The following is a 24,546-nucleotide window of genomic DNA, read 5'->3' on the forward strand; positions in this document are numbered from 1 at the left end:
GCCCTAGGCGTCCGGGCGCGCGGTGCGCGCCTCGGCGTTGAGGTAGTCGAAAAGCTCCTGCTCGATCGGTGACTCGAGCGTCAAGTCCATAGAGACGACGTCCTTTTTAACGTGATCCTTATCGGGAAGCGTTGTGGCTTCGGGGTTATCGGCCGAGACGCGACCGAGGTAGAAGAAGTCGGAGCCTTCGGCATCGCTTTTCTTTACAAAGAGCGGCATGTCAACTTTATTGGCGGCCATCGGAGCAACATCCGAGCTGGCCAGCGTGCGCCCGTGTTTGGAGTACCAGTGCATCACACTGGGGGTGATCAATTGGTCGGGGTAGCGCACGTCGACGTCGAGCTCTGGGGCCTTGTTGTGTGTGACGAAGATCGGGCAGGTCTGAGTATCGGCGTCGAGTTTGTAGCCGTACATCGTGCCTTCCTGGTTCTTCGCCCAGCACAGCAGGCGGCAGACATCGCGGCGGGTGTAGCGCCGGCCAACGACCAGATGGCCGTCCCACTGACCGGTCTCGCGGCAACGTATCAGGCCTGTGGTGAGCACATCATCGACGTGATCGCGGAAGGATGCGGGGTTCCACTCGTGCTTGGCGCTGGGGGAGTAGGCCTCGTAGAGGTCTCGGAACTTCGGGTGCAGGCGGTATTTTCCGCGGACGACACCGATAATGGGGGTGCGGCCATAAGCATCTTTGAGCTGCTCGTTGAAGAACTCCAGCGTGAGAACCCGCTCGGTGTGCGTGATAACTGCATCGTCAGAGCGAGTATCGTTCTCGCGAAGAAGTTCACGGAATTCATCGCGGGTCAATTCGCCGACTTCGAGGAGCCTCCGCAGAAGAAGAATCTCATGCGGGCGAATGCCCTTCAGCAGCTCTGCGGAAAGCATGCTCAAATAGGGCTCTTCTGCAGCGCTCGGGGCCTTGTCCTTCGGCAAGAACTTTAGAGAGACCAGAAGCGTCCAGTAGTTCCGTGGCCGTTCGGTGGTCGCCAGTACGTAGGGATCGAGCGAGTCGAAGCGCAGAAAGTGTCGCAGCTGGGGAATCCGATTGAGGCGGTCGCGAAGCGACATAATGGCTGCGCGGAGCTCGCGCCGGCCGGTCAGCCGGGCGCTGTCGAGGGCATGCAGGACGCGCTCCTGGGCAATGCGATCGAAGCTAATGGTCGAGCCACCGGCGGTGACTGTCGGCGTCATGGTGTCGCGGCGCGCGCCTTCTTTGGTGCCGGTGTTATCGCCGGTAAGCGCCAGCGGAATCATGTAGTTATTCGCGTAGTTGCCAATGAAGTCGAGCACGCGAACGTGGTCTTTACCCGCAGCTTTGCGCAGGCCGCGACCGAGCTGCTGGGTGAAGATAATGCGGGACTTCGTCTCGCGCAGCATGACAATCTGGTTGAGCTCGGGGATATCGACGCCTTCATTAAAGATGTCGACGGTGATCAGATAGTCCAGGTGCCCGGCCTGGAGTTCCTCGATCGCCTGCTGACGCTCCTCGTTCGTGGAGCTGCCCGTCAGCGCGCGGGTGCGCAGCGGCTTGCCGTAAACCAGCTGGCCGCTGAGCTCTTCGGCTAGAAGCTGGCACTCCTCGACACGGCTGCAGAAGATCAATCCCTTAGCGCCTTCGGCATGCCCATAGGTCTGTAAGTTGTCGACGATGCTGCGCACACGGCTGGGATCTGTCAGCGCGGCGAGCGAGATTTGCTCGCCGGTCTTGGTGCCTTCGCTATCGACGGGATCGGCGATGCCGTAGTAGTGGAACGGCACGAGCATGCGGCCTTTGAGCGCCTTGTCGAGGCGGATCTCGTAGGGGACGTTGTAGTCAAAGAGCTCGAAGACGTTGAAGTTATCCGTGCGCTCGGGAGTCGCGGTCAGCCCGAGGAGAAACTCGGGCTCGAAGTGATCGACGACCTTGCGGTAGGACCTGGCGCCAGAGCGGTGGACCTCATCAATGACGATGTAATCGAAGGCCTTCTTAGCGAACTGCAACAGGTGCTCATCGCGCGAGATCGTCTGGATGGTGGCGAAGAGATACTTCGCGTCCAGGTCATAGGTGCCGCCGGAGTAAAAGCCAAAGGCCGATTCGGGCTCTTCGAGAACCTTCTGGAACTCGAGCTTCGCCTTGGCGAGGATGTCCGCGCTGTGCACGATAAAGAGCATTCGCTTCGGGGCGAACTGGCGCACCGCGAGGGCCGCGAGAATGGTCTTTCCGGTACCGGTGGCAGAAATGACTACGGCCCGCCGCTCGCCGGCATCGACAACGCGCTGGATCTGCTCGAGCGCATCGGACTGCATGACATTCGGCAGGATCCGCGTGCGGCCGTTAATGCGCTCGCCAACCCCAGAGTCGGAAACGACAAAGTCACGGTGGCGGCGCGTCTGCTCGTAGTTTTCAATCCACTCGGCGCTCAAGGCGACCGATGTGGACTTCTGATAGTCCACGGCCTTGTCGATCTGCTCGACGATATCGCCGCCGGGCAGGGCAGAGAACTTCAAGTTCCATTCCTGGTTGGTGCTCAGCGCGCTGCCGGTGACATTCGAGCTGCCGACGATGGCAGTCATGCCGACCTCGTGGCGGAAGATGTAGCCCTTGGCGTGGAAGCCGTGATCGACATCCTCGTGAATGAGGACTTCGATATTGGGGTTGTCCTCGGTGAGCTGGAGGAGCTCGCGGAAAACGGCGGGCTCGTTGAAATCCAGATAGCGGGAGGTAATGATCGTCCCGCGGCCGGTGAAATCGAGAAGCTGCTGTTTCAGCGGCGCCAGGCCGCTCGGGGCGATAAAGGCGACCGAGAAGATGAACTCGTTGGCCTGTCGCAGCTCGTTCTTAATCGCCGCGAGCATGGACCGGTCCTCGCCGGCATGCTGAGTCGAGGCGTCAGCGGACGCGTTGACGATGAGTTCGGGGTTAAAGATCTGACCGGCGGGCAGCGCGCGGTCGAGAAAGCCGAATCGAGTATCGAGGCTCAACGCCTCGGACAGTCGGCTCACGGGTGGGCGCCTTCGATCAACAGACGAACAGCGGGCATATCGGCCGGCGCCCAGTCGAGCTCCTCAAGCCGCTCGGGCGGGAGCCAGGCGAGCGCCTGGTGCTCGCTCAGCTGCGGCTCGGTCCCCTCCAGGGTGCAGAAGAAGGTAGTCAGTTCAACCACCGCAGTGCCGTAGTCATGAGCGGTCGTCGTCAATCTCGTTCCCACGCTCACGCGGCAGGAAAGCTCCTCGCGCAACTCGCGCGCCAACGCCTCCTGTGGGGTCTCACCGGGCTCAATCTTGCCGCCGGGAAACTCCCAAAGGTCCCCTTGAGACTTGTGCGCCCCCCGCTGGGCGGCCATGACAGCGCCATCGCGGACGATGACCGCGCCGGTGACGCGGATTGGGTCAGTGGCCATTCCCATCGCGGGGGACTCCTTAATCTCGGTGCGTACGGATTTTAGAGCCGTGCGCCGTCGATGTCGTTGATGCCGGGGATCTTGTGGCGGCCGGTGGCGTAGTAGAGCACCGTCATCAGCACCAGGAAGCCCACGCCGACGGCGAGTGCGGTCCAGTACTCCGGCTCCCAGAGCATGATGCCGAAGGTGAAGATGATGAACGCGATGGCGAAGTACTGGCCCCAGGGCCACAGCGGCACCGGGAAGTCCAGGGCCTCGACCTCCTCGGCGCTCAGGTGGCGGCGCGAGGCGACGTGGGCGACGAGGATCATCAGCCACACGTAGATCGTGGCGAAGGTGGCCAGCGCGGCGACGACGGTGAAGACCTCCTCGGGAAGCGCCCAGTTGAGCACGACGCCGACGACCAGGACGACCAGCAGGGCGACGGTGGTGAACACCGGCACACCCTTGGCGGTGGTCTTCTGCATCTGCTGCGGGGCGAGGTGCTGGCAGGCCATGCCGGTGATGACGCGGCCGGCGCCGAAGAGGTCCGAGTTGATCGCGGAGAGCGCCGCCGTGATGACCACGACGTTGAGCAGCGCGGCCGCCCAGTTGACGCCCAGGGTGCTGAAGATCTGTACGAACGGGCTCTCCTCGCCGGTGATCGAGCGCCACGGGTTGAGCAGCAGGATGACCAGGATGCTCAGCACGTAGAACAGCAGGATGCGCATCGGCACGGTGTTGACGGCCTTCGGCACCGCCTTCTTGGGCTCCTCGGCCTCCGCGCCGGCCACGCCGATGATCTCGGTGCCGCCGAAGGCGAAGAGGACCAGGATGAACGCGGAGACCATGCCGCCGGCGCCGTTGGGGAAGAACCCGCCGTCGCTCCAGAGGTTGTCCACACCCGCGGCCTGCGGGTCCGAGCCCAGGTTGAACGCCAGGATCGCGGCACCTCCGACGATCATCGCGATCACGGCGGCGACCTTGACGATGGTGAAGGCGAACTCGAGCTCACCGAACCAGCGCACGCTGACCAGGTTGGCCGCGCCGACGACCAGCAGGGTCACGGCCACCCACACCCACTGCGGGGTGTCCGGGAACCAGAAGCCCATGTAGATCGCGATGGCCGTCAGGTCCGCCAGGCAGACGATGATCATCTCGAAGGCGTACATCCAGCCGGTGATGTAGCCGGCCCAGCCGCCCAGGTGCTCGCGGGTGTACTCGGCGAAGGAACCCGAGACCGGGTGACGCACGGCCATCTCGCCGAGCGCGCGGAGCATGAAGTAGACCACCGCGCCGCCGAGCAGGTAGACCAGCAGCACCGAGGGACCGGCCGCCTGGATCGCGCCGGCCGAGCCGTAGAACAGGCCGGTGCCGATCGCGGAGCCCAGCGCGATGAAGTGGATGTGTCGGGCCTTCAGCCCCAGCTGCGGACGACGCTGCGGTGTCTGGGTCTGCGCCTGCGCGGACTGCGCGGCGGTGCTCTCTGAAGGCTGTGCCGACATGACCGAGCCCACTTTCTTTTCTGTTGAATTGACGCGCCCACGGCGACGCGCCGGCGAATAGGGAGTTGCGCGGCGCACCATAGCAGCCACGGTGACGCAGCACTCCATCGGGTGCCGGAGCGAAATCGTCGGCCCGATGCGGAAAAACCGTGGTACCTGTCGTATTCTTGCAGGGCAATGAGCATAACCGAAAACGCCACCGGCGGCGAGAATGTGCCGGAGAATGTGGATGAGTCGGTGAACCGGGAAGATTCGCGCGGTGTCGAGGCCCAGACCTCGGAGAACACCAGGGACGCGGATCAGGCCGGGCAGACCGAGAACGACGACGAGAAGAAGGAAGGCGCCGCCGAGGGCGGCGCAGAGGCCGCGGCGGACGCGCACGTGGCGGAAGGGACGGCGTCGGAAAGCGAAGGCGCCAAGGACATGGACGACAAGGACAGCGTCGAGCAGGGCGCCGAGCAGAACGACGACGCCACGGGCGCCGAGAACAAGGACGACGCCGCGCAGGACGCCGGCGCCGACGGGAAGACGGAAGACACGTCCGCCAAGGATGCGAAGTCCGTGGACGAGAACGACGACACGCCGGGCTTCGAGGCGCTGAGCCTGCCCGACGACGTCGTGGCGGCCGTGCGCAAGGTCGGCTTCGAGCAGCCCTCGGCGATCCAGCAGGAGACCATCCCGCTGCTGATGCAGGGCCGCGACGTGGTCGGCCTGGCCCAGACCGGCACGGGCAAGACCGCGGCCTTCGCGCTGCCGATCCTGGCGCGCATCGACCGCTCGCAGCGCCACCCGCAGGCCCTGATCCTCGCGCCGACGCGCGAGCTGGCCCTGCAGGTCGCCGACAGCTTCCAGCAGTTCGCCGACCACCTCGGCGGCATCCACATCCTGCCGATCTACGGCGGGCAGGCCTACGGCATCCAGCTCGGCGGCCTGCGGCGCGGCGCCCACATCATCGTGGGCACCCCGGGACGTGTGATCGACCACCTCGAGCGCGGCTCGCTGGACATCTCCAACCTGCGCTTCCTCGTCCTCGACGAGGCCGACGAGATGCTCAACATGGGCTTCCAGGAGGACGTCGAGCGCATCCTCGAGGACACCCCGGAGCACAAGCAGGTCGCCCTGTTCTCCGCGACCATGCCCAACGGCATCCGCCGGATCTCCAAGCAGTACCTCGACAACCCCGCCGAGGTCACCGTCAAGGCGGAGACCCGCACGGCCACCAACATCACGCAGCGCTGGCTGCACGTGGCCCACCGCAACAAGCTCGACGCGCTGACCCGCATTCTCGAGGTCACCGAGTTCGAGGCCATGATCATCTTCGTGCGCACCAAGTCGGAGACCGAGGAGGTCGCCGAGAAGCTGCGCGCCCGGGGCTTCTCCGCCGCCGCCATCAACGGCGACGTGGCCCAGGCCCAGCGCGAGCGCACCGTCGACCAGCTGCGCGACGGTCGCCTGGACATCCTCGTGGCCACCGACGTCGCCGCCCGCGGCCTCGACGTCGAGCGCATCAGCCACGTGCTCAACTTCGACATCCCCCACGACACGGAGAGCTACGTCCACCGCATCGGCCGCACCGGGCGTGCCGGGCGCACCGGCGAGGCCATCCTCTTCGTCACCCCGCGCGAGCGCCGCATGCTGCGCACCATCGAGCGGGTGACCAACGCGCCGCTGGCCGAGATGGACCTGCCGACCGTCGACGAGGTCAACGAGTCGCGTAAGTCCCGCTTCGCCGACTCGATCACCGAGTCGCTGGAGGACCCGCAGCTCGAGCTGTTCCGCGGTCTGGTCAAGGCCTACTCCGAGGCGCACGACACCCCGCTGGAGGACATCGCCGCGGCGCTGGCCACCCAGGCGCAGATCGGCGACGAGTTCCTGATGAAGGAGCCGCCGAAGGACGCCAAGCGCGACCGCCGGGACCGCCGCGACCGGGACCGCGACCGGGGCGACCGCCGTGGCCGCGGCCGCTTCGAGGCCGGCGAGGGCAAGGCGATGTACCGCATCTCCGTGGGCAAGCGCCAGCACGTGCGCCCGGGCGCCATCGTCGGCGCCCTGGCCAACGAGGGCGGGCTGAACTCCCGGGACTTCGGCCGCATCTCGATCTTCGGCTCGCACTCCCTGGTGGAGCTGCCCGAGGATCTGCCGGGCGAGGTCTTCGAGCGCCTGGAGGAGACCCGCATCTCCGGCCAGCTGATCAACCTCGAGCGTGACACCGGCCGCCCGCCGCGGGACCGCGACCGCGACAACTACCGCGACCGGGGCCGTGGCCACCGTGACGACCGCCGGGGCGGCCACCGCCGTCACCGCGACGACCGGCGCGGCGGTTACCGGGACCGCGACGACCGGCGCGGCGGTTACCGCGACCGTGACGACCGTCGGGGCGGCTACCGCGACCGGGACGACCGTCGGGGCGGCCACCGGGACCGCCGGGACCGTGACGACCGCCGCGGCGGCAACCGTGACCGTCGCGACCGCTGGTAGGAAGTCATAGAGAGAACCGCCCCCGGACCTCGAGAGAGGCCGGGGGCGGTTCTTTATCGGTGCCGGTCTGGCGGACCTGCGCCGGGAGCTAGATGACCATCAGCACGGCGATGATGACCCAGAGCAGGGCGAAGATGCCGCCGAACATGGACAGCTGGCTCTTGGCCTTGTCCCAGTTGTTGACCCGGAACTTCTCGTCGGCGTCGACCTCGTCGGGGCCGAGCAGGCCCAGGGCGCCGGCCATCTTCTTCTGACGCGGGATGATCAGGAAGATCAGCAGGGCCCAGGCGACCACCGACAGGCCGATGGAGGCGTGGAAGCGCCCGTCGGTCCAGTAGGTGCTGGGATCAGTGAACATGACCGCGATGCCCAGCAGCGGGGCGAGCAGCGAGAGCACGCCGTAGGTCGAGGTGACCTTGTGCAGCGTGCGCGCGGTGCCGGCGGCGCGCTCGTCACCCTTGTGGGCCGCGACGGCCTCGACCTGGAAACGGGAGACCGCGTAGGTGACCGGCCCGAGGAAGAGGACGGCCGCGATGACGTGGAGTGCGAGAAGGATGGTGTACACAGTGACCTTTCTTCGGTCCCGGAGAGTTGTGCAAGTTCCCGGCCAGTCTAACGGGCGTTGTCATGGCAGCAAGATTCACCGGGGCGGCGCGGCGCAGCGTGGCGACCGGACGCGACGGCACGCCGCCCCGGCTCAGAGGGCAAGCGTCGCGCCCAGCCCGCCGAGGCGGCACGCCTGGCGCATCGCCGCCTGATCTGCCCGGGAGAGCGCCAGCCCCCAGCGCGCCGCCACCGCCGCGACCCGGCGGGCGTACCAGCAGCGCGCCCGCGGGGCGTCGGGGAGCCACTCGGACGGCAGCTGGTCCGACTTGTCCCGGTTGGCGGCCTTCGAGGTGGCCACGAGGTTGACCGCGTCGTTGGCGAAGGCGTGGCGGGTGCGCGCGTCCCAGGCGTGCGCGCCCATGTCCCAGGCGGCGGCCAGCGGGAAGACGTGGTCGATCTCCACCTCGTCGGTCGCCGAGAGCGCCTCGCCGGTGTAGGGATCCTGACCGGCCCCGGCGAGCAGCCGGCAGGTCGCCTCCTCGGCGTGCACGCCCTCGAACTGCGCGGCGATGACGGCCTGCCGGGTGGTGCACCCGCCGGACTGTACGGCCCACCCGGCGCCGAAGGCCTCCCGGGAGTAGCCGGGCACCTCGGGGCGGGCGTCGAGCACGACGACCACCGCGAGGGAATCGCCCAGGGCGGGCAGCGGGACGTCGTCAAGCGTCTCGTAGGGGCGCAGCCACGGCCACGCACCGGCGGCCAGCGCCCAAACGGTCAGGACTACGAGGACGCGGCGCAGCCAGCGCGCGGGGGTCTCACTGAGGGGCACACCCGGTTAGACGCGGGGGCGCGCCGCGCGGTTCCGACGCCGCGCGGTTCCGGGCAGCGAAAACCCGGCGCCGGAGAACCGGGCGACGGAGAACCGGGCGCCGAGAGCCCGGCGCCGGGCTGCGTGAGCCGGGGGAGGATTAAGCCTCCAGGCGCCGGCCGGCCTCGGCGATGTCGACGTCCGGGTCGGACTCGGCGATCTTGGCCAGCTGGGAGGCGCGCTCGAAGTCGGACTGGACCTCGGCGGAGGGGTCGCGGGTGAGACTCGAGACGATCCAGGTCACCAGCGCGGCGGCCGCGAAGCCGGGCACCATCTCGTAGATCATCCCGGAGAGCGCCTCGACCGAGCCCCAGACGAAGGAGACCACCGCACCGGTGACCATGCCGGCCAGGGCGCCGGCGGTGTTCAGCCGCTTCCAGTAGAGGCTGAAGAGCATCAGCGGGCCGAAGGCGGAGCCGAAGCCCGCCCAGGCGAAGGCGACCAGCCCCAGGATCGAGTCGTTGGGGTTGACCGCGAGCGCGGCGGCGACCACGGAGACGGCCACCACGGCGGTGCGCGACAGATTGACCAGCACCATCTCCTCGGGGCGCTTCTTCAGGAAGATGGTCAGCAGGTCCTCGATCAGCGAGGAGGAGACGACCAGGAGCTGCGAGCTCATCGTGGACATGATCGCGGCGAGCACCGCGGTGAGCACCAGGCCGGCGATCAGCGGGTGGAAGAGGATGCGGCCCATGTCCAGGAAGATCGTCTCGAAGGCCTCGCGGTCGGTCACGGCGATGTCCGGGTTCTGGGAGAAGAACACGGTGCCCACGGTCGCGGTGGCCAGCGCGCCGAGCACGCACAGGCCCATCCAGAGGATGCCCCACATGCGCCCGCGGCGGGCCTCGGAGGGCTTACGCAGCGCCATGTAGCGGATGACGATGTGCGGCTGGCCGAAGTAGCCCAGGCCCCAGGCCAGGTGCCCGATCAAGGTGGCCGCGGAGACGCCGGTGAACATGGAGAAGAACTCGGGGTTGCCGGTGCCGTCGGTCCACGGGCCGTAGTCGTGCTCGGTGGCCCAGGTGAAGATGTCCGAGGGGTTGTCCAGGGTCAAAAGCGCCATGGTGGGCACCAGGATCAGGGCGAGGAACATGATCAGGCCCTGGACGACGTCGGTGTAGGAGACCGCGAGGAAGCCGCCGATGAAGGTGTAGGCGACGGTGACGGCGGCGACGATGATCATGCCGGTCAGGTAGTCGCCGCCGAAGGTGGCCTCGAAGTAGCGCCCGCCGGAGACCATGCCGGAGGAGACGTAGAAGGTGAAGAACAGGATGATGATCAGCGCGGCGGTCACGCGCACCGAGCGGGTGTGGTCGCGCAGCCGGTTGCCGAAGAAGCTGGGCAGCGTGATGGAGTTCTGCGCGATCTCGGAGTAGCTGCGCAGCCGGGGCGCCACGATCGACCAGGAGACGAAGCTGCCGATGAGCAGGCCGACGGCGATCCACAGCTCGGAGAGGCCGGAGACGAACAGCGCGCCGGGAAGGCCCATGAGCAGCCAGCCGGACATGTCGGAGGCGCCGGCCGAGAGCGCGGCGACGAACGGGTTGAGGCCGCGGTCGCCGAGCACGTAGTCGTCGTACTTGCTGGTGCGCACGTAGGACCAGTAGCCGATGGCCAGCATGGTGAACATGTAGATGACAATGGCTATGACGAACCACGTCGACTCGGTCATATGCATGGGGGATGCCTCTCCGGTGGCGTACAGATCGTCGTCATTATGTCGTATAAGTCACTTCCAGGAAAATAATTCACTCATGTCTCCCCGGTAATGGGTGTGCTTGACGACGCCCCGTCGCGCGCCGTGGGCGCGTCCCAACCCTGGGCGCGTGGCGCCCCACCCGTATTGGGTGCGCCGACGCCGCGCAGCGCGGCGTCGGCAATTGGAAAGGGCCGAAAACGCGGCGACGATGGTAAAACGGATCCTATGGCCAAATTCCTCCTGCACGGGCTGTGGGTCCAGCGCTCCGGGCTGCACCTGTGGATCGAGCAGGTCGCCGGCCACCGGATCGTCGTGCCCGAATCGGTCCCCGAGGGCACGTTCCCGCCGGCGGTCGCGGACCTGCTGGCCGCCGCGTCCTTCCGTCACCGGCTGCGCACCACGCTGCGCACCCCGAAGGGCCGCGAGGTCGCCCTGACCATCCCGACGGCCGCCTACGCACCCGCCGAGGCGATGAGTCTGCTGGGTCGCCTGGAGTGCCTCGACGAGCCCGGGCCCGCGGCCACCAAGGCGCAGCGCGAGGCGATCGCCCCGGACCTGATGTGGCTGGTGCGCATGTACCGCGGCCTCTACCGCTTCGTGCGCGCCGGGCGCGTGATGATCAAGCTGGCCTACGAGGACAACCACTGGTACCCGCAGTGGCAGCTCGCGCAGGGCCTCGACGAGCGCGGCTGGGTCGCCGCCATGACCGCGGCCGCGCCGGGTGTGCTCACCGTCAACAACCGCAACCTCGACGAGGACATCACCGAGACCTGGCCGCACTGGATCGCCGCGGCGCTCCTGGCCGACCTGACCGAGGAGGACGACTACCTCGACCGCCACGACTTCGCCCGCTCGCTGATCGAGTCCACGCCCGTGCGCCGCGGCGGGGTGGGCCTGCTCAACCGGCTGAACTCCTGGAAGGAGTCGATCACCAGCGTCGACGTGCAGCTGGTGGCCATCGTCGAGCAGCCCGACGACTCCGAGACCGAAAGCGTCGACCCCGATGAGGCGCTGTGGCCGGTGCGTGTGCAGCTGCGCAGCGGCGTCGGCTCCCCGCAGCCCGTGCGCGCCGGGCAGCTCGACCGCGGCACCCTGGAGCTGGCCCGCGACAAGCAGGCCCGGGCCGTGAAGATCGCACCGCTTCTCGACGTCGCGTCCTACGGCGTGGACGCGCCGCGCGCCGTCGCCGTGCCCGTGGACCTCTACACCGAGTCGCCGGGGGAGGGGCGCGTGGGCGACTGGGACGTCTACCTGTCGACCTCCCAGATCGTCGACTTCGTCTCCCGGGACGCCGCACGCCTGCGCGAGCACGGCGTGACCGTCATGTTGCCCAAGGCGTGGGCGAGCTTCGAGGCGCACGCGCACCTGGAGACCCGCGAGTCCGACGCCGCCGGCGAGGGCGCGACCCGGCGCCGCATCGGCATGGACAAGCTCATCGACTACAACTGGCGGATCTCGGTGGGGGAGACCGAGCTGACCGACTCCGAGATGGACGAGCTGGTCCACTCCAAGTCCGGGCTGATCCGCCTGCGCGGGCAGTGGGTGCTGGCCGACACCTCCTCGATCTCCCGGATCACCGACTACATGTCCGAGCTCGCGCAGCGCTCCCGCAAGCGCGCCAAGCGGGAGCTGGAGCGCCTGGCCGCCGAGCTCGAGCGCGCCCGGCTCTCCGACGCGCCGGACGCCGAGGCGACCGTGGCGCGCCTGGAGCGCGAGCTCGAGGAGGCCCGCGAGGCCTTCAACGCCGCCGCCGAGGACGACTCCGGCCAGGTCACCGTCGCCGAGCTGCGCGAGCTGGCGCTCGAGGCGCTGGCCGAGGACCCCGTCGAGATCACCGGGCCGGACTGGTACACCGCGCTGATCGGCGGCACCGGAGCGCTGGCCGAGCAGGCCCCCGAGCGCGTCGAGCTGCCCGAGACCGTGCACGCCGAGCTGCGCGAGTACCAGCGCCGCGGTGTGGACTGGCTGCACTGGATGTCGCGCAACGGGCTCGGCGGCGTGCTCGCCGACGACATGGGCCTGGGCAAGACCCTGCAGCTGCTCACCCTCCTGGCCGTCGAGCACGCCCGCGACGAGGCCACCGGGCCCACGCTCGTGGTCGCGCCGACCTCCGTGGTGGGCAACTGGGCCACCGAGGCCCGCCGCTTCACCCCGGAGCTGCGCGTGGTGGTCCACCACGGCTCGCACCGCGCGGCCGGCGAGAAGTTCGACGAGATGATCGCGACCCATGACGTGGTGGTCACCAGCTACGGCATCGCCGCGCGCGACCGATCGCTGCTCGGTGCCGTCGAGTGGGACCACGTGGTCCTCGACGAGGCCCAGCACATCAAGAACTCCGCGACGCGTTCGGCCAAGGCCGTGCGCGCCCTGCCGGCGCGCCACCGCATCGCGCTGACCGGCACCCCGGTGGAGAACCACCTGTCCGAGATGCGCTCGATCCTGGACTTCACCAACCCGGGCGTGCTGGGCAGCGCGTCGTTCTTCCGCAACCACTTCGCCCGGCCCATCGAGCGCGACCAGGACTCCGCGATGGCCGAGCGGCTGCGCCGGCTCACGGCCCCGTTCATCCTGCGCCGGCTGAAGACCGACCCGGCCGTGGTCGACGACCTGCCGGAGAAGAACGAGCACGTGGTCACCGTCGCGATGACCACCGAGCAGGCCGCGCTCTACACCGCCTACGTCGACGACGTGCGCCGGCGTATCGAGGACACCGAGGGCATGGCACGGCGCGGCCTGGTGCTCGCCGCCCTGACGCGCATCAAGCAGATCTGCAACCACCCGGCGCACTTCCTCGGCGACGGCTCGGCGGTCACGCTGCGCGGCCACCACCGCTCCGGCAAGGTCGCAGAGCTGGTCCGCCTGCTCGACGAGGCCGTCGGCGGCGGGGAGCGGATGCTCATCTTCACCCAGTACCGGGCCTTCGGCGACCTGCTCAAGCCGTACCTGAGCCGCAGGCTGGGCGAGGACGTGCCCTTCCTGCACGGCGGGGTCTCGCGCACCGGGCGCGCGAAGATGGTCGAGCGCTTCCAGTCCCCGGACGGCCCGGCGGCGATGATCCTCTCGCTCAAGGCCGGCGGCACGGGCCTGAACCTGACGGCGGCCAGCGTCGTGGTCCACATGGACCGCTGGTGGAACCCGGCGGTGGAGAACCAGGCCACCGACCGCGCCTACCGCATCGGCCAGCGCAAGGACGTCACCGTCTACAAGATGATCACCGCCGGCACCCTCGAGGAGTCCATCCAGGACATCCTCGACGGCAAGACCCAGCTGGCCGGCGCCGTCATCGGCGAGGGCGAGGGCTGGATCACCGAGCTGGACCCGGACCAGCTCGCCGAGCTGATGAGCTACCGCGGCACGGGGGAGTAGGAGGAGACCATGAGCGACGACGAGCGGCACGAGGGCCAGGGAGGCTCCCGGCACGGGCGCAACCCGCGGCGCGACAACGTCATCTACGCCAACTTCGGGCGCCGCGACCGCGGCGGCCGTAAGGGGCGCGGCGACGGGGGCGACGGGACGGCGTCAAGCAGAGGCGCACGCCCGCTGGACGACGACCGCTCCCGCACCCTGTCGCCCGGGGCCGCCCGCCTGGTGCGTGCGGTGACCTCGGCGACCGACCAGGGGAGGGTCGACCGCGGGCGCGCCTACGCCGAGGGCGGCAACGTGCTCGGCGTGGAGTTCTCCGGCGGGCGCATCACCGCCGAGGTCGCCGGCTCCCAGCCCGACCCCTTCCACACGACCATCGAGCTGCCGTACCGCTCGGCCGACGACCTGACCGAGGTCGCCCGTAAGCTCGCCGAGTCGACCGACGGGGCGCGCCGGGCGCGGCAGGGCGACGTCGACGGCGAGGTGCTCGACATCCTGCTGGGGGCGGGCACCGGCGACATCCGCTTCCACTGCGACTGCCCGGACGTGACGACGGCCTGCAAGCACGCCGTGGCCGTCTGCGAGGTCGCCGCCCAGCGGCTGATCAAGCGCCCGTCCCTGATGTTCGAGGTCCGCGGGCTGGACATCGACCAGATGGTCGCCGAGATGTCGCGGCACGCCCGGGAGGTCTCGGCGGACTCGGCCACGGGCGACAACGAGGCGTTCTGGGGCGGGCGCGAGCTGCCCGGGCTGCCCGAGCCGAAGGTGGCGCCGGCGCTCGACGACTCCGACACCGACCTCTTGCACCAGGCGATGCGGCAGGTCTCCTACACCTCGATCGAGCAGCTGCGCGCGGTCTCCGACATCGAGGACCTCTACGACCACCTCACCGGCGCCGACAAGGGGTCGCGGCGGAGCTAGGCCGGCGCGGGGCGGCGCCGGTCCGCGGGTGGCGCGGCGCCGGTCCGCGGGCGGTGGGAACGCGTGTTCGTCCACGTCGGGTGAGGCCCGGGCCCGCAGTCGCGGGGGTCTGTTAGAACTGGGGTCATGACCGAAGTCACCTTCCTGCACACCTCCGACCTGCAGCTCGGCATGGAACGGCACTTCCTCGACGAGAAGGAGGCGCTGCCGCGCTACACGGACGCGCGCCTCGACGCGATCACCCGCCTGGGCGAGATCGCGAAGGAGCGCGGCTGCGCCTTCATCGTCATGGCCGGTGACGTCTTCGAGATGAACTCCGTGTCCAAGCTGACCTTCGGCCGCGCGGTGCAGGCCTTCCGGGAGCTGCCCGTCGACTGCTACCTCTTGCCCGGCAACCACGACGCCCTCAACGCCGCCTCGGTGCTGCGGCGGGTCACCGAGGAGCTGGGCATGGACCACGTCCACCTGCTCGACGGCTCCGGGCCGGTGCACGCGGCGCCGGGGGTGGAGATCATCGGCGCGCCGCTGACCGCGCGTGAGACCGACCGCGACCTGGTGACCGCGGCCGTGGCGGGCCTGGAGCCGAGCGCGGTGATCCGCGTGGTCGTCGGCCACGGCCAGCCGAGCTCCTACGGCGACGAGCGCCTCGACCACCTCGACGTCGCCGGCCTGGGCCCGCGCTTTAACGACGGCACCATCGACTACCTGGCACTGGGTGACACCCACTCCACGACGGCCGTCGAGCCGGAGGCGACCGGCGGGCGCGCCTGGTTCTCCGGGGCCCCGGAGGTCACCGCCTTCCGCGAGCCCGACGGCGGCGGGGAAGCCGACTCCGGCAACGCCCTGGTGGTCACGGTGCGAAAAGACGGCGCGGGCCCGGCGGAGGTGGACGTGGACAAGGTGCGCGTGGGCCGCTGGCGCTTCCAGGCGCTGGCCGCCGAGATCAACTCCGACGAGGACGTCGCCGACTTCCTGGCCACCCTCAACGGCTGGGAGGACAAGAAGAACTCGGCGGTGAAGTACGCGCTGACCGGCAGCGTGGGCCTTTCCCAGCGCCGCGAGCTGGAACGCGGCATCGCCGCACTCGAGCCGGTCTTCGCCTCGCTGCGCGAGCGCACCCGGCTGATGGACCTGCACACCGCGCCGAGCGCGGAGGAGATCGCCGACTCCGGGATGACCGGCTTCGTCGCCGAGACCCTCGACGAGCTGGTCGAGGCCGGCGAGACCGACGCGGTCAACCTGCTGTTCCGCCTGTACGAGACCGAGGAGAACCGGTGAGCCTGAGCATCCACGACATCGTCATCGACAACTTCAAGGGCGTCGACCACCTCGAGCTGCACGACCTGCCCGAGCGCGGCGTCTTCGTCATCTCCGGCGACAACGAGGCCGGAAAGTCCACCATCATGGACGCCATCCACCTGCTCATCGAGAAGAAGCACACCGCCGGCGGCAAGAAGATGGAGGTCTATCAGCCCGTCGGCAGCGACGTCGGACCCCGGGTGAGCCTGACGCTTTCCGCCGGGCCCTACCGGCTGACCATGACCAAGCAGTGGCTGAAGTCCCGCAAGGCGGAGCTGACCGTCTTCGAGCCGCACCGCGAGAACGTCACCGGCCGCGACGCCGACGACCGCTTCGAGGAGATCCTGGCGCAGAACGTCGACCAGGATCTGCTGGCGGCGACCTTCATGCGCCAGTCCGAGGTCGAGCCCGCACTCGAGTCCGTGGGCATCCCGTCGCTCTCCCGGGCGCTCGACGAGGCCTCGGGCGGGGAGTCCGGCGGCGGCGAGGAGGACTCCGTGCTGATGAGCGCGGTCGACGGGGAGTACGCGCGCTACTTCTCCAAGACCGGCAAGGAGGCCCGCGAGCTGGCCGAGGCGCGCACCGCCGACGTCGCCGCGGCCGAGGAGCTGGCGCATGCGAAGGCGGTGGTCCAGGAGTTGGCCGGCCATGTCCGGGAGACCGCGGCCGCCGAGCGCGAGCGCGACGACGCCGAGGCCGCGCTGCCCGAGGCACGGGAGAAGCTCGAGCAGCGCGCCGCCGAACTCGAGGCCGCCGAGCAGGTCACCCGCCGGGCCGAGGAGGCCGGCGTGGCCCGCGAGTCCGCCGCGCGCGAGGTCCGGCGCGCCGAAGCCGACCTGGCCCGGCGCACCGAGCTGCACGAGGAGGCCGCCGCCAGGCGGAGGGCCCTCGAGGAGATGGGTTCGGGGCTCGAGGCCGCCGAGAAGAAGGCCGCCGACGAACAGGAGACCTTCGACCGCCTCGATGAGGCGCTCAAGAAGGCCGAGGATGAGCTCAAGGCCGCCGAGACCGCCGCACGCGAGGCGCGCACGCGGGAGAAGGCGCTGCGCGACCACGCGCGCCTGGCCGAGCTCGCCGGGCGCGTCGAGCTGATCGACGGGCGCACCCGGGCAGTCGAGAAGGCCCGCGCCGCCCTGCCGGAGCACACCGTGCGCGCGGAGGACGTCAAGGCCGTCGAGGACGCGGCGACCGAGGTGCGCATCGCCGAGGAGGTCGCCCGGCAGCGTGCCGCGAAACTGCTGGTGAGCGGCCCTTCGGGGGCCGACGTCGCGGTGGGCGGCGAGGCGGTCGAGCTGGGCGGAGAGCCCGCCGAGGTGCCGCTGGCTGACGGCACGACGCTGCGCGTCGGCGAGGTCACCGCGGTCTTCCGCGCCGGCCAGACCGACGACACCACCGACGCCGACCGGCTGGACGCCGCGCGTGGGAAGCTACGGGTGCTGCTGGAGGAGCTGCACGTCGCCGACGCCGAGGAGGCGCGCGCCGCCCTGGAGCGCTGCGAGCGCGGTGCCCGGGAGCTGGACGACGCCCGCCGGCTGCTGGACGAGGCGCTCGGCGACGATGACGTCGGTGAGCTGCGCGCCGAGCGCGACCGGCTGGCCGCCGCACTGGGCGAGGACCCCGCCCCCGAGCTGGACGCCGAGGCCGCCGCCGCGCAGGTCGATCAGGCCGAGGAGGCCCGCGTGAAGGCCGCCGGTACCCGCGACCGGGCCGCCGCCGAGCGCGACCCGTGGGCGAAGCGGACGGCGGCGACCGAGCTGGCCGAGCTGCGCGCCCGCCTGGAGGGGGCACGCTCCGAGGCCGAGGCGGCCGACAATCGACTGGCGACGGCCGAGGCGGAGCAGGCCGAGGAGGCGCTCAAGGAGGTGCTCGCCGGGGCGCAGACCGCCCTGACCACCGCCGAGGAATGCCTGGCTGCTGCGCATGCGAAGGTCCGCGAGGCCGACCCGGAGACCGCCGCCCAGCTGCACGCCGCGGCCAAGACGAAGGTCGAGAGCCTCACTGAACGGGCCAACCGGGCCACTCTGACCATCTCGCGCAACGAGGGCTACATCAACCACGCCCGCGGCGCGGAGGAGGAGCTGGAGACCGCCCGCTCGCGCAAGGAGCGCACCGGCCACAGGCTGGCCGCCGTCGAGCGGCGCGCGCACGCCGTGTCGGTGCTGCGCGAGGCTCTGCAGCGCCACCGCGGGGAGGCCCGTGCCCGCTACGCGCGCCCCTTCGCCGAGGAGCTCGCGGAGCTGACCGGCCCGGTCTTCGGCCGCGACGCCTGCTTCGAGCTCGACGAGGACCTCGCGGTCAGCGGGCGCAGCCGCGACGGGCGCACCGTCGACGTCGAGCTGCTCTCCGGCGGGGCGAAGGAGCAGCTGATGATCCTGGGCCGTCTCGCCGTCGCCCGCCTGGCCGGCGGGCCGGGTCAGGGGCTTTCCGCGCCGGTCTTCGTCGACGACGCACTCGGCAACACCGACCCCGACCGCCTGGAGCGGATGAGCACGGTGCTCTCGAAGGTCAGCGGCGACGGGCAGGTGTTCATCCTGACCTGCATGCCGAGCCGCTACGACGGGGTCGCCGGCAAGGTCGACTACCCGATCGCGCAGCTCAAGCGCCCGGCCACGCTGGACTGACGGGGCGGCGCCCCGGGCGCCGCCCGCCGCGTGCGGGAGGTGCGCGCCGACGACGGGGCACGCGGGCGTCGTCAAGCAATGGAAAAGGGCCGGGCGGGTGCGATACCCGTCCGGCCCCGGCTGCGCTCTAGGGGCGTTTCAGGCTCAGGCCTGCTTGATGGCCGAGCCCTCGATCTCGATGCCGATCTTCTCGCTGACCAGCACGCCGCCGGAGTTCAGCGGGGCCTGGAAGTCGACGCCGAAGTCGGTGCGGTTGATCTTGCCGGTGGCCTCGAAGCCCAGGCGGGTGTTGCCGAAGGGGTCCTCCTCGACGCCGAAGAGCTCGACGCCCAGGGTGACGGGCTTGGTGGTGCCCTTGATTGTCAGGTCACCGGTGACGGTGCCCTCGCCGCCGGTCACGGAGACCTCGGTGGTGGAGAAGGTGATCTCCGGGAACTTCTCGACGTCGAAGAAGTCCTCGCCGCGGACGTGGCCGTCGCGGTCGGCGTTGCCGGTGTCGATCGAGGCGGTCTTGACGGTCGCCTTGGCGGAGGCCTCGGAGGCGTCGGCGGAGGTGATCTCCACGGTGCCCTCGACCTCGGGGAAGTGGCCGCGGACCTTGGTGACCATGGCGTGGCGGGCGGTGAAGCCGACGTTGGTGTGGGCCGGATCGATGGCGTAGGTGCCGGTGTAGTCGGTCGTTGAAGTCTCCTTGGAAGTTGATTGGGTCTGTGTGGTCTTGCTCCAATGCGTCACCGCAATCGCTGCGGTCGCGGACGCCTCCCGGCCGCGTTACCGTCCGTGTCGCGGTGAAGGGGCCCATCATAACGCCATTAGGTGACATATCAATAAAAAACTGTGAATCGTCAACAAAACGGGGTGGCTGTTGGCCTTTGCCAGGGGAGATAATTATTCTCTGGAACCATGACCAAGACCCCGCGGTGGCTCAACGACGACGAGCAGGACCTCTGGCGCCTCTATCTGGCGACCACGCGCAAGATCTCGCGCGCGATCGACGAGACATTGCAGAAGGGTCAGGACCTGTCAGCCTCCGAGTTCGCGGTGCTCGTCTCGCTGTCCGAGGCCGACGGAGAGTCGCTGCGCCTGCGCGACCTGTGCGCCTCGTTGGACTGGGACCGCAGCCGGACCTCGCACCAGGTCACGCGCATGGAGCGCCGCGGCCTGGTGACCAAGTGCCCCAGTGAGGGCGACGCCCGCGGCGTGGAGGTGCGCCTGACCGACGACGGCCGCAGCCGGCTGGTCGCCGCCGCGCCCGAGCACGTCGAGAGCGTGCGACGCCTCGTCTTCGACCACCTGAGCCCCGAGGCCGCCGCGGGCCTGCGCGCCTTCGGCGAGGGCGTGCTCGCCGTGGACAACGTTCCCGGCACCGGACACTTCGCCGGCCCGCTGTGCAAGGACGACGAGGCCGGGAAGTAGGGGGAGCGGTGCGCGCTCGGAGGTAGGGCACCGCACGGGGAGCGGTGCGTGCTGCCGCGCACCCCTAGGGGGAAGATCCGGGAGTCTCCCCGATGTGCCCGGGCGCGTGCGCGGCTTGACTCGAAGGTGACACGGGACGGAGAGACCGCCCCGGCCGCCCGAGAGGAGCCCCCATGACCGCCCAGACCTACATCCCGCCCGCCGCCGAGGACACCGCCGTCTACGGCGCGAACGCCGAGCCGCTGATTCGCCGGCGGCTGCACCGCTCGATCACGGACCGCTGGATCGGCGGCGTGTGCGGCGGCATCGCCGAGACCTACGGTTGGGACCCCGGGCTGGTGCGCCTGGCCTTCGTCGCCTCCGTGCTGCTGCCCGGCCCGCAGGTCATCTTCTACCTGCTCGCCTGGCTGATCATGCCGGAGGACTGAGGTCGGGTCGGCGGCGTCCGGTGCCGTGCGTGGCGAACGGCGACACCCGGTGCCGTGTGCGGCGCACGGCGACACCCGGTGCCGTGTGCGGCGCCGAGTGAGCCAGATCACCGAAAACGCTGCGGTGGTGCACCCTCGCCCGATACCTTGGACCCACACGCGACGCATCCGGTCGCCCCTTGACCGGAGACCGATCCAAGGGAAAGACGGTGAGTGGCCCCATGACGACGATCATCAGCGAGACCGACGGCAACGTGGCCGTGGTGACCATCGACAAGCCGAAGCGGCGCAACGCCCTGACCCACGCCGAGTTCCTGGAGCTCGCGCAGGCGGTCGAGCGGGCGGGTGCCGACGCCGCGGTGCGCGCCGTGGTGCTCACCGGCACCGGCCCCGCGTTCTGCGCGGGCGCCGACGTGGTCGACGGCGCATCCGAGGTCGCCGAGGCGCTCGCCGCAGGGGACGACGCCGACGGCGCCCCGATGGCCAACGCCACCGCGATGATCCGCGCGGTCACCGCTTGCCCGGTGCCCGTCGTCGCCGCCGTCGAGGGCGCGGCCGCCGGCATCGGCGCCTCGCTCGCACTGGCCTGCGACCTCATCGTCGCCGGTGAGAGTGGCTTTTTCACCCTGCCCTTCGGGCGCATCGGCCTGGTGCCCGACGGTGCGGCGTGTCTGACGGTGGCCGCCTCCCTGGGTCGCGCCCGGGCCATGCAGCTCGCGCTGACTCAGTCGCGGCTCCCCGCCGAGGAGGCCGCCGCCGCGGGGCTGGTCGCGGAGGTCGTCGAGGACGGCCGTGCCCTCTCCGCCGCCCGCGAGCTGGTCGCCGGCGTGCTCGCCGGCTCGCCGCGCGAGGCTCTCGCCGAGGTCAAGGCCCTCATCAACGGCGCGACCCTGGCAGGCCTCGACGAGCAGCTGGCCGTGGAGGCGAAGGTCCAGCCGCGCCTTCTGACCTCCGAGGGACACCGCGAGGGCGTGGCGGCCTTCCGCGAGCGCCGCCGCCCCGACTTCGGTTAGGCCCGGCCGACGCCCGGCGCGCGCGGGGCCCGGGCCTCCCCGCGCCACCGGCGCCGGCTCAGCGGTCGCGCAGCTCGTGGCGCAGGATCTTGCCGGAGACCGACTTCGGGATCTGCTCGATGAAGTCGATGCGGCGGATCTTCTTGTAGGGTGCCACCCGCTCGGCGACCCAGTCCTTCAGCTCCTCCTCGCCGAGCTCGTGGCCCTCCTTGACCACGATGAAGGCCCGGGGGACCTCCTCGCCGTCCTCGGGGCGGCGCCACGGCACGACCGCGGAGTCGGCCACCGAGTCGTGGGTCAGCAGCATCGCCTCCAGTTCGGCGGGGGCGACCTGGTAGCCCTTGTACTTGATCAGCTCCTTGGCCCGGTCGACGATGAGGAGCCTGCCGTTGGCGTTGTAGCGGGCGATGTCGCCGGTGCGCAGCCAGCCGTCCGGGGTGCGAGCCCCGGCGGTGGCCTCCTCGTTGTCGTGGTAGCCGAGCATGACCTGCGGCCCGCGGATCCACAGCTCGCCGTCGCGGGAGTGGCCCTCGGGCACGCCTTCGGCCTGCTGGTCGCCGGGCTCGGGCACGGGGATCTCTGCGAGGTCCGGGTCGAGCAGGTCGACCAGCTTGGCCTCGGTGTTGGGCGCCGGCGTGCCGATGGACCCGATGTCGCCCCGGCCGCGCACGTGCGCGGTGGCCAGCGGGCTGGTCTCGGTCATGCCGTAGTCCTGGATGACGTCGCAGCCGATGCGCTTCGCCACGGCGTCGGCCAGCTCCTCGTCGAGCGGCGCCGCCCCGGAGAGCATGAACTCGAGCGAGGAGAGGTCGAACTCGTCGACGGCGGGGTGCTTGGCCAGCCCGACCATGATCGGCGGGGCGACGTAGGTGTACTGCACGCCGCACTTCTGGTGCGCCTCGAGGAAGAGGTGCAGGTCGAACTTCGGCATGGTCAGAAGGTGGCAGCGCGCCGCGACGATGGTGTTGAGCATCGAGTTCATCCCGTAGATGTGGAAGAACGGCAGCGGGCCCATCACGGTCCAGCCCGGGCGCAGGCCGTTCAGGCTCAGCATCGCGACGGTCTGGCGGATGTTCGAGGTCAGGTTGTGGTGGCTCAGCCGCACGCCCTTGGGCCGGCCGGTGGTGCCGGAGGAGTAGGGCAGCGCGGCGAGGTGGGTGAGCGGGTCGATGTCGATTACGGGGGCGGGCCGGCCCTCGGTCAGCAGCGCCTCCAGCCCCTCGGTCGGGTCGTCGAGCGCGACGGTCATCGAGACTCCGGCGCGCTCGGCGCCCTCGGCGCCCGCGGGGCCGAGCTTGTCGATGTAGAAGCAGGCTGCCGGCGCCGGAGTCGCGCAGCTGGAACTCGACGTCCTTGGCGGTGGCCAGCGCGCCGATCGGGGTGATGGTGGCCCCGGCGCGCATGATGCCGTGGAAGGCCAGGGCGTAGGCGATGCCGTTGGGCGCCTGCAGGCCGACGACGTCGCCGACGCCGACCCCGCGGGCGGCCAGGGCGCCGGCGAGTGCCTCGACGCGGTCGCGGAACTCGCCGAGGGTGAGTGTCTGGCCGGTGGCGACGTCGGTGATGGCGGGGTTGTCGCGCTCATCGTCGGCGATGCCCCCGAAGACGAGGTCGAAGACGGTCTCGTCGTCGGGGACGTCGAGGTCGCGGACATTGTCGGTGAGCCACTCGACGGGGCGCACGGTCTGGGACGTGCTCATCGTTGCTCCTTGGGCGCCGGATGCGGTTGCCGGTACGGGGTCAGGGGCGGTCGGGTGAAGGCTCGGGTGCGGGGCGCGGGCTCGGCGGTGCGCGCGGTGTCCGGCGCGCGCTCAGCGGTAGGCGCTGACACCGGTGAGCGCCTTGCCGACGATCAGCGACTGGATGGTGTCGGTGCCCTCGTAGGTGTGCAGCGCCTCGAGATCGGCCATGTGGCGCATGACGTGGTTGTCCAGCAGGATGCCCACGCCGCCGAGCATGTCGCGGGCGTTCGCGGCGATGCGCCGGGCCGCCCGGGTGTTGTGCACCTTGGCCAGGGAGGCCTGCTTGGGCGAGAGGGTGCCGGCCTCCTCGAGGTCGGCCAGGCGCCGGCAGTAGAGCGCCATGGCGACCAGGTCCTGGAGCATGTCGGAGAGGCGCTGCTGGATGATCTGGAAGCCGGCGAGCTCCCGGCCGAACTGCTCGCGCTCCTGGACGTGGGCCAGGGCCTTCTCGAAGCAGTCGAGCGCGATGCCGAGGGCCGCCCAGGCCACCGAGCAGCGGGTGCCGGTCAGCACTCCCGCGGTGTCGCGGAAGCTGCGCGCGCCGGGCAGGCGGGCGGAGTCGGGCACGCGCACGTCGGTCAGCGTGATGAGAGCCTGGGGGATGCCGCGCAGCGAGCCTTTGCCGTTGATGGTTTCGGCGGAGTAGCCCTCGGCGGTCTGGTCGACGAGGAAGCCGCCGACCTCGCCGTCGTCGGTGCGCGCCCAGATGATGGAGACGTCGCCGACGGAGCCGTGGCCGATCCACTTCTTGGCCCCGTTGATCACCCATTCGTCGCCTTCGCGGCACGCGGAGGTCTCCAGGGCCACCGAGTCCGAGCCGTGGTCGGGCTCGGTCAGCGCGAAGGCGCCGAGCTTGTCGCAGGTGGCCATGGCCGGCAGCCACGTCGCCTTCTGCTCCTCGGAGCCGCAGTTGGCGATCGAGCGCATGGCCAGGCCCGCCTGCACGGCGATGGCGGTGGACAGCGAGGCGTCGCAGCGGGCGACCTCCATGACGATCAGGGAGCGCCCGAGCGCGGAGTAGGACGGTTGGCCGGGGATCTCGATGCCGTCGGTCATCAGCCCGGCCGCCGCGGCCTCGCGCACGAGGTCGAGCGGGTAGTCGGCGGTCTCCCAGGCGGCGTTGACGCGGTCGCGGGCCGCGGCGCCGAACTCGGCGGCGCGCCGCCACGCCTCGAGGTCGCCCCCGGTGACGTCCGCGAAGACGTCGTAGAAGTCTGCGGGGCTGGTGATGGGGTTGTCGGCCATGGCTCCTCCGGACGAATGGTCGTTAGTCGCTTACTGTGACCGCCGA

The 24,546-nt window shown here is 70.1% G+C and carries 16 protein-coding genes and 1 pseudogene; 8 read left to right on the top strand and 9 right to left on the bottom strand.

Translation table 11 applies throughout. The annotated features are described in order from the left end of the window. Positions 1-3: 3 nt before the first annotated feature. Genes QQA02_RS02815 through QQA02_RS02825 form a run of 3 tightly spaced genes read right to left on the bottom strand, consistent with a single transcriptional unit; the run spans position 4 to position 4,861 of the window. Positions 4-2,979 (bottom strand): DUF3427 domain-containing protein, encoded by a 2,976-nt coding sequence (locus QQA02_RS02815; protein WP_284773013.1) that lies wholly within the window; start codon positions 2,977-2,979, stop codon positions 4-6. Continuing rightward, entirely contained in the window at positions 2,976-3,383 is a 408-nt protein-coding gene (locus QQA02_RS02820; protein WP_284773014.1) for a (deoxy)nucleoside triphosphate pyrophosphohydrolase, read from the bottom strand. The genes QQA02_RS02815 and QQA02_RS02820 overlap by 4 nt, the downstream gene beginning before the upstream one ends. 35 nt (positions 3,384-3,418) lie before the next feature. Beyond that, positions 3,419-4,861: an amino acid permease gene (locus QQA02_RS02825; protein WP_284773016.1), complete on the bottom strand. Its 1,443-nt coding sequence runs from the start codon at positions 4,859-4,861 to the stop codon at positions 3,419-3,421. Positions 4,862-5,284: 423 nt separating this feature from the next. Between QQA02_RS02825 and QQA02_RS02830 the strand changes: the two genes are divergently transcribed. Beyond that, complete coding sequence (locus tag QQA02_RS02830) at positions 5,285-7,339, top strand: DEAD/DEAH box helicase (RefSeq protein ID WP_502870968.1); 2,055 nt, start codon at positions 5,285-5,287, stop codon at positions 7,337-7,339. 88 nt (positions 7,340-7,427) lie between these two features. Here QQA02_RS02830 and QQA02_RS02835 read toward each other — a convergent pair whose 3' ends face one another. The 3 genes from QQA02_RS02835 to putP form a co-directional block, all read right to left on the bottom strand. Beyond that, entirely contained in the window at positions 7,428-7,904 is a 477-nt protein-coding gene (locus QQA02_RS02835; protein WP_284773018.1) for a DUF2269 domain-containing protein, read from the bottom strand. A 132-nt stretch (positions 7,905-8,036) separates the two neighbouring features. Further along, complete coding sequence (locus QQA02_RS02840) at positions 8,037-8,714, bottom strand: HNH endonuclease family protein (protein WP_284773020.1); 678 nt, start codon at positions 8,712-8,714, stop codon at positions 8,037-8,039. A gap of 139 nt (positions 8,715-8,853) precedes the next feature. After that, positions 8,854-10,425: a sodium/proline symporter PutP gene (gene putP, locus QQA02_RS02845; protein ID WP_284773067.1), complete on the bottom strand. Its 1,572-nt coding sequence runs from the start codon at positions 10,423-10,425 to the stop codon at positions 8,854-8,856. A gap of 252 nt (positions 10,426-10,677) precedes the next feature. Here putP and QQA02_RS02850 point away from each other — a divergent pair, with 252 nt between their 5' ends. The 4 genes from QQA02_RS02850 to QQA02_RS02865 all read left to right on the top strand — a co-directional run bounded on the left by QQA02_RS02850 (position 10,678) and on the right by QQA02_RS02865 (position 18,656). After that, positions 10,678-13,818 (top strand): DEAD/DEAH box helicase, encoded by a 3,141-nt coding sequence (locus tag QQA02_RS02850; RefSeq protein ID WP_284773022.1) that lies wholly within the window; start codon positions 10,678-10,680, stop codon positions 13,816-13,818. A 9-nt stretch (positions 13,819-13,827) separates the two neighbouring features. After that, positions 13,828-14,736: an SWIM zinc finger family protein gene (locus tag QQA02_RS02855; RefSeq protein ID WP_284773024.1), complete on the top strand. Its 909-nt coding sequence runs from the start codon at positions 13,828-13,830 to the stop codon at positions 14,734-14,736. A 126-nt stretch (positions 14,737-14,862) separates the two neighbouring features. Next, positions 14,863-16,014, top strand: coding sequence for a metallophosphoesterase family protein (locus QQA02_RS02860; RefSeq protein ID WP_284773025.1), 1,152 nt, complete (start codon positions 14,863-14,865; stop codon positions 16,012-16,014). Further along, on the top strand, positions 16,011-18,656 hold the full coding sequence (locus QQA02_RS02865; RefSeq protein WP_284773026.1) for an AAA family ATPase: 2,646 nt from the start codon (positions 16,011-16,013) through the stop codon (positions 18,654-18,656). Before QQA02_RS02860 ends, QQA02_RS02865 begins: the two co-directional genes overlap by 4 nt. A gap of 144 nt (positions 18,657-18,800) precedes the next feature. Here QQA02_RS02865 and QQA02_RS02870 read toward each other — a convergent pair whose 3' ends face one another. Continuing rightward, positions 18,801-19,310 carry a YceI family protein gene (locus tag QQA02_RS02870; protein ID WP_284773069.1) on the bottom strand — a complete coding sequence of 170 codons (510 nt, stop codon included), beginning with the start codon at positions 19,308-19,310 and terminating at the stop codon, positions 18,801-18,803. A 249-nt stretch (positions 19,311-19,559) separates the two neighbouring features. Here QQA02_RS02870 and QQA02_RS02875 point away from each other — a divergent pair, with 249 nt between their 5' ends. The 3 genes from QQA02_RS02875 (at position 19,560) to QQA02_RS02885 (ending at position 21,513) form a co-directional block, all read left to right on the top strand. After that, entirely contained in the window at positions 19,560-20,072 is a 513-nt protein-coding gene (locus tag QQA02_RS02875) for a MarR family winged helix-turn-helix transcriptional regulator (RefSeq protein WP_284773027.1), read from the top strand. A gap of 173 nt (positions 20,073-20,245) precedes the next feature. Beyond that, positions 20,246-20,500: a PspC domain-containing protein gene (locus QQA02_RS02880; RefSeq protein WP_284773028.1), complete on the top strand. Its 255-nt coding sequence runs from the start codon at positions 20,246-20,248 to the stop codon at positions 20,498-20,500. A gap of 221 nt (positions 20,501-20,721) precedes the next feature. Next, entirely contained in the window at positions 20,722-21,513 is a 792-nt protein-coding gene (locus tag QQA02_RS02885) for an enoyl-CoA hydratase-related protein (protein WP_284773029.1), read from the top strand. 58 nt (positions 21,514-21,571) lie between these two features. Here the strand turns inward: QQA02_RS02885 and QQA02_RS02890 are convergent. Beyond that, positions 21,572-23,213: pseudogene (locus tag QQA02_RS02890) on the bottom strand (AMP-binding protein). Positions 23,214-23,324: 111 nt separating this feature from the next. Further along, the gene (locus QQA02_RS02895; RefSeq protein ID WP_284773030.1) at positions 23,325-24,500 is read right to left on the bottom strand and encodes an acyl-CoA dehydrogenase family protein; all 1,176 of its coding nucleotides are present in this window, start codon (positions 24,498-24,500) and stop codon (positions 23,325-23,327) included. Between the last annotated feature and the right edge of the window lie 46 nt (positions 24,501-24,546).

This window comes from Corynebacterium sp. MSK006 (assembly GCF_030232385.1).
GTDB lineage: Bacteria > Actinomycetota > Actinomycetes > Mycobacteriales > Mycobacteriaceae > Corynebacterium > Corynebacterium frankenforstense_A.

Excerpts from the sequence above, each read along its gene's own strand:
- QQA02_RS02820 (WP_284773014.1), bottom strand. The coding sequence starts at position 3,383 with ATGGGAATGGCCACTGACCCAATCCGCGTCACCGGCGCGGTCATCGTC.
- QQA02_RS02825 (WP_284773016.1), bottom strand. The coding sequence starts at position 4,861 with ATGTCGGCACAGCCTTCAGAGAGCACCGCCGCGCAGTCCGCGCAGGCG.
- QQA02_RS02830 (WP_502870968.1), top strand. The coding sequence starts at position 5,285 with ATGGACGACAAGGACAGCGTCGAGCAGGGCGCCGAGCAGAACGACGAC.
- putP (WP_284773067.1), bottom strand. The coding sequence starts at position 10,425 with ATGACCGAGTCGACGTGGTTCGTCATAGCCATTGTCATCTACATGTTC.
- QQA02_RS02850 (WP_284773022.1), top strand. The coding sequence starts at position 10,678 with ATGGCCAAATTCCTCCTGCACGGGCTGTGGGTCCAGCGCTCCGGGCTG.
- QQA02_RS02855 (WP_284773024.1), top strand. The coding sequence starts at position 13,828 with ATGAGCGACGACGAGCGGCACGAGGGCCAGGGAGGCTCCCGGCACGGG.
- QQA02_RS02860 (WP_284773025.1), top strand. The coding sequence starts at position 14,863 with ATGACCGAAGTCACCTTCCTGCACACCTCCGACCTGCAGCTCGGCATG.
- QQA02_RS02875 (WP_284773027.1), top strand. The coding sequence starts at position 19,560 with ATGACCAAGACCCCGCGGTGGCTCAACGACGACGAGCAGGACCTCTGG.
- QQA02_RS02880 (WP_284773028.1), top strand. The coding sequence starts at position 20,246 with ATGACCGCCCAGACCTACATCCCGCCCGCCGCCGAGGACACCGCCGTC.
- QQA02_RS02885 (WP_284773029.1), top strand. The coding sequence starts at position 20,722 with ATGACGACGATCATCAGCGAGACCGACGGCAACGTGGCCGTGGTGACC.
- QQA02_RS02895 (WP_284773030.1), bottom strand. The coding sequence starts at position 24,500 with ATGGCCGACAACCCCATCACCAGCCCCGCAGACTTCTACGACGTCTTC.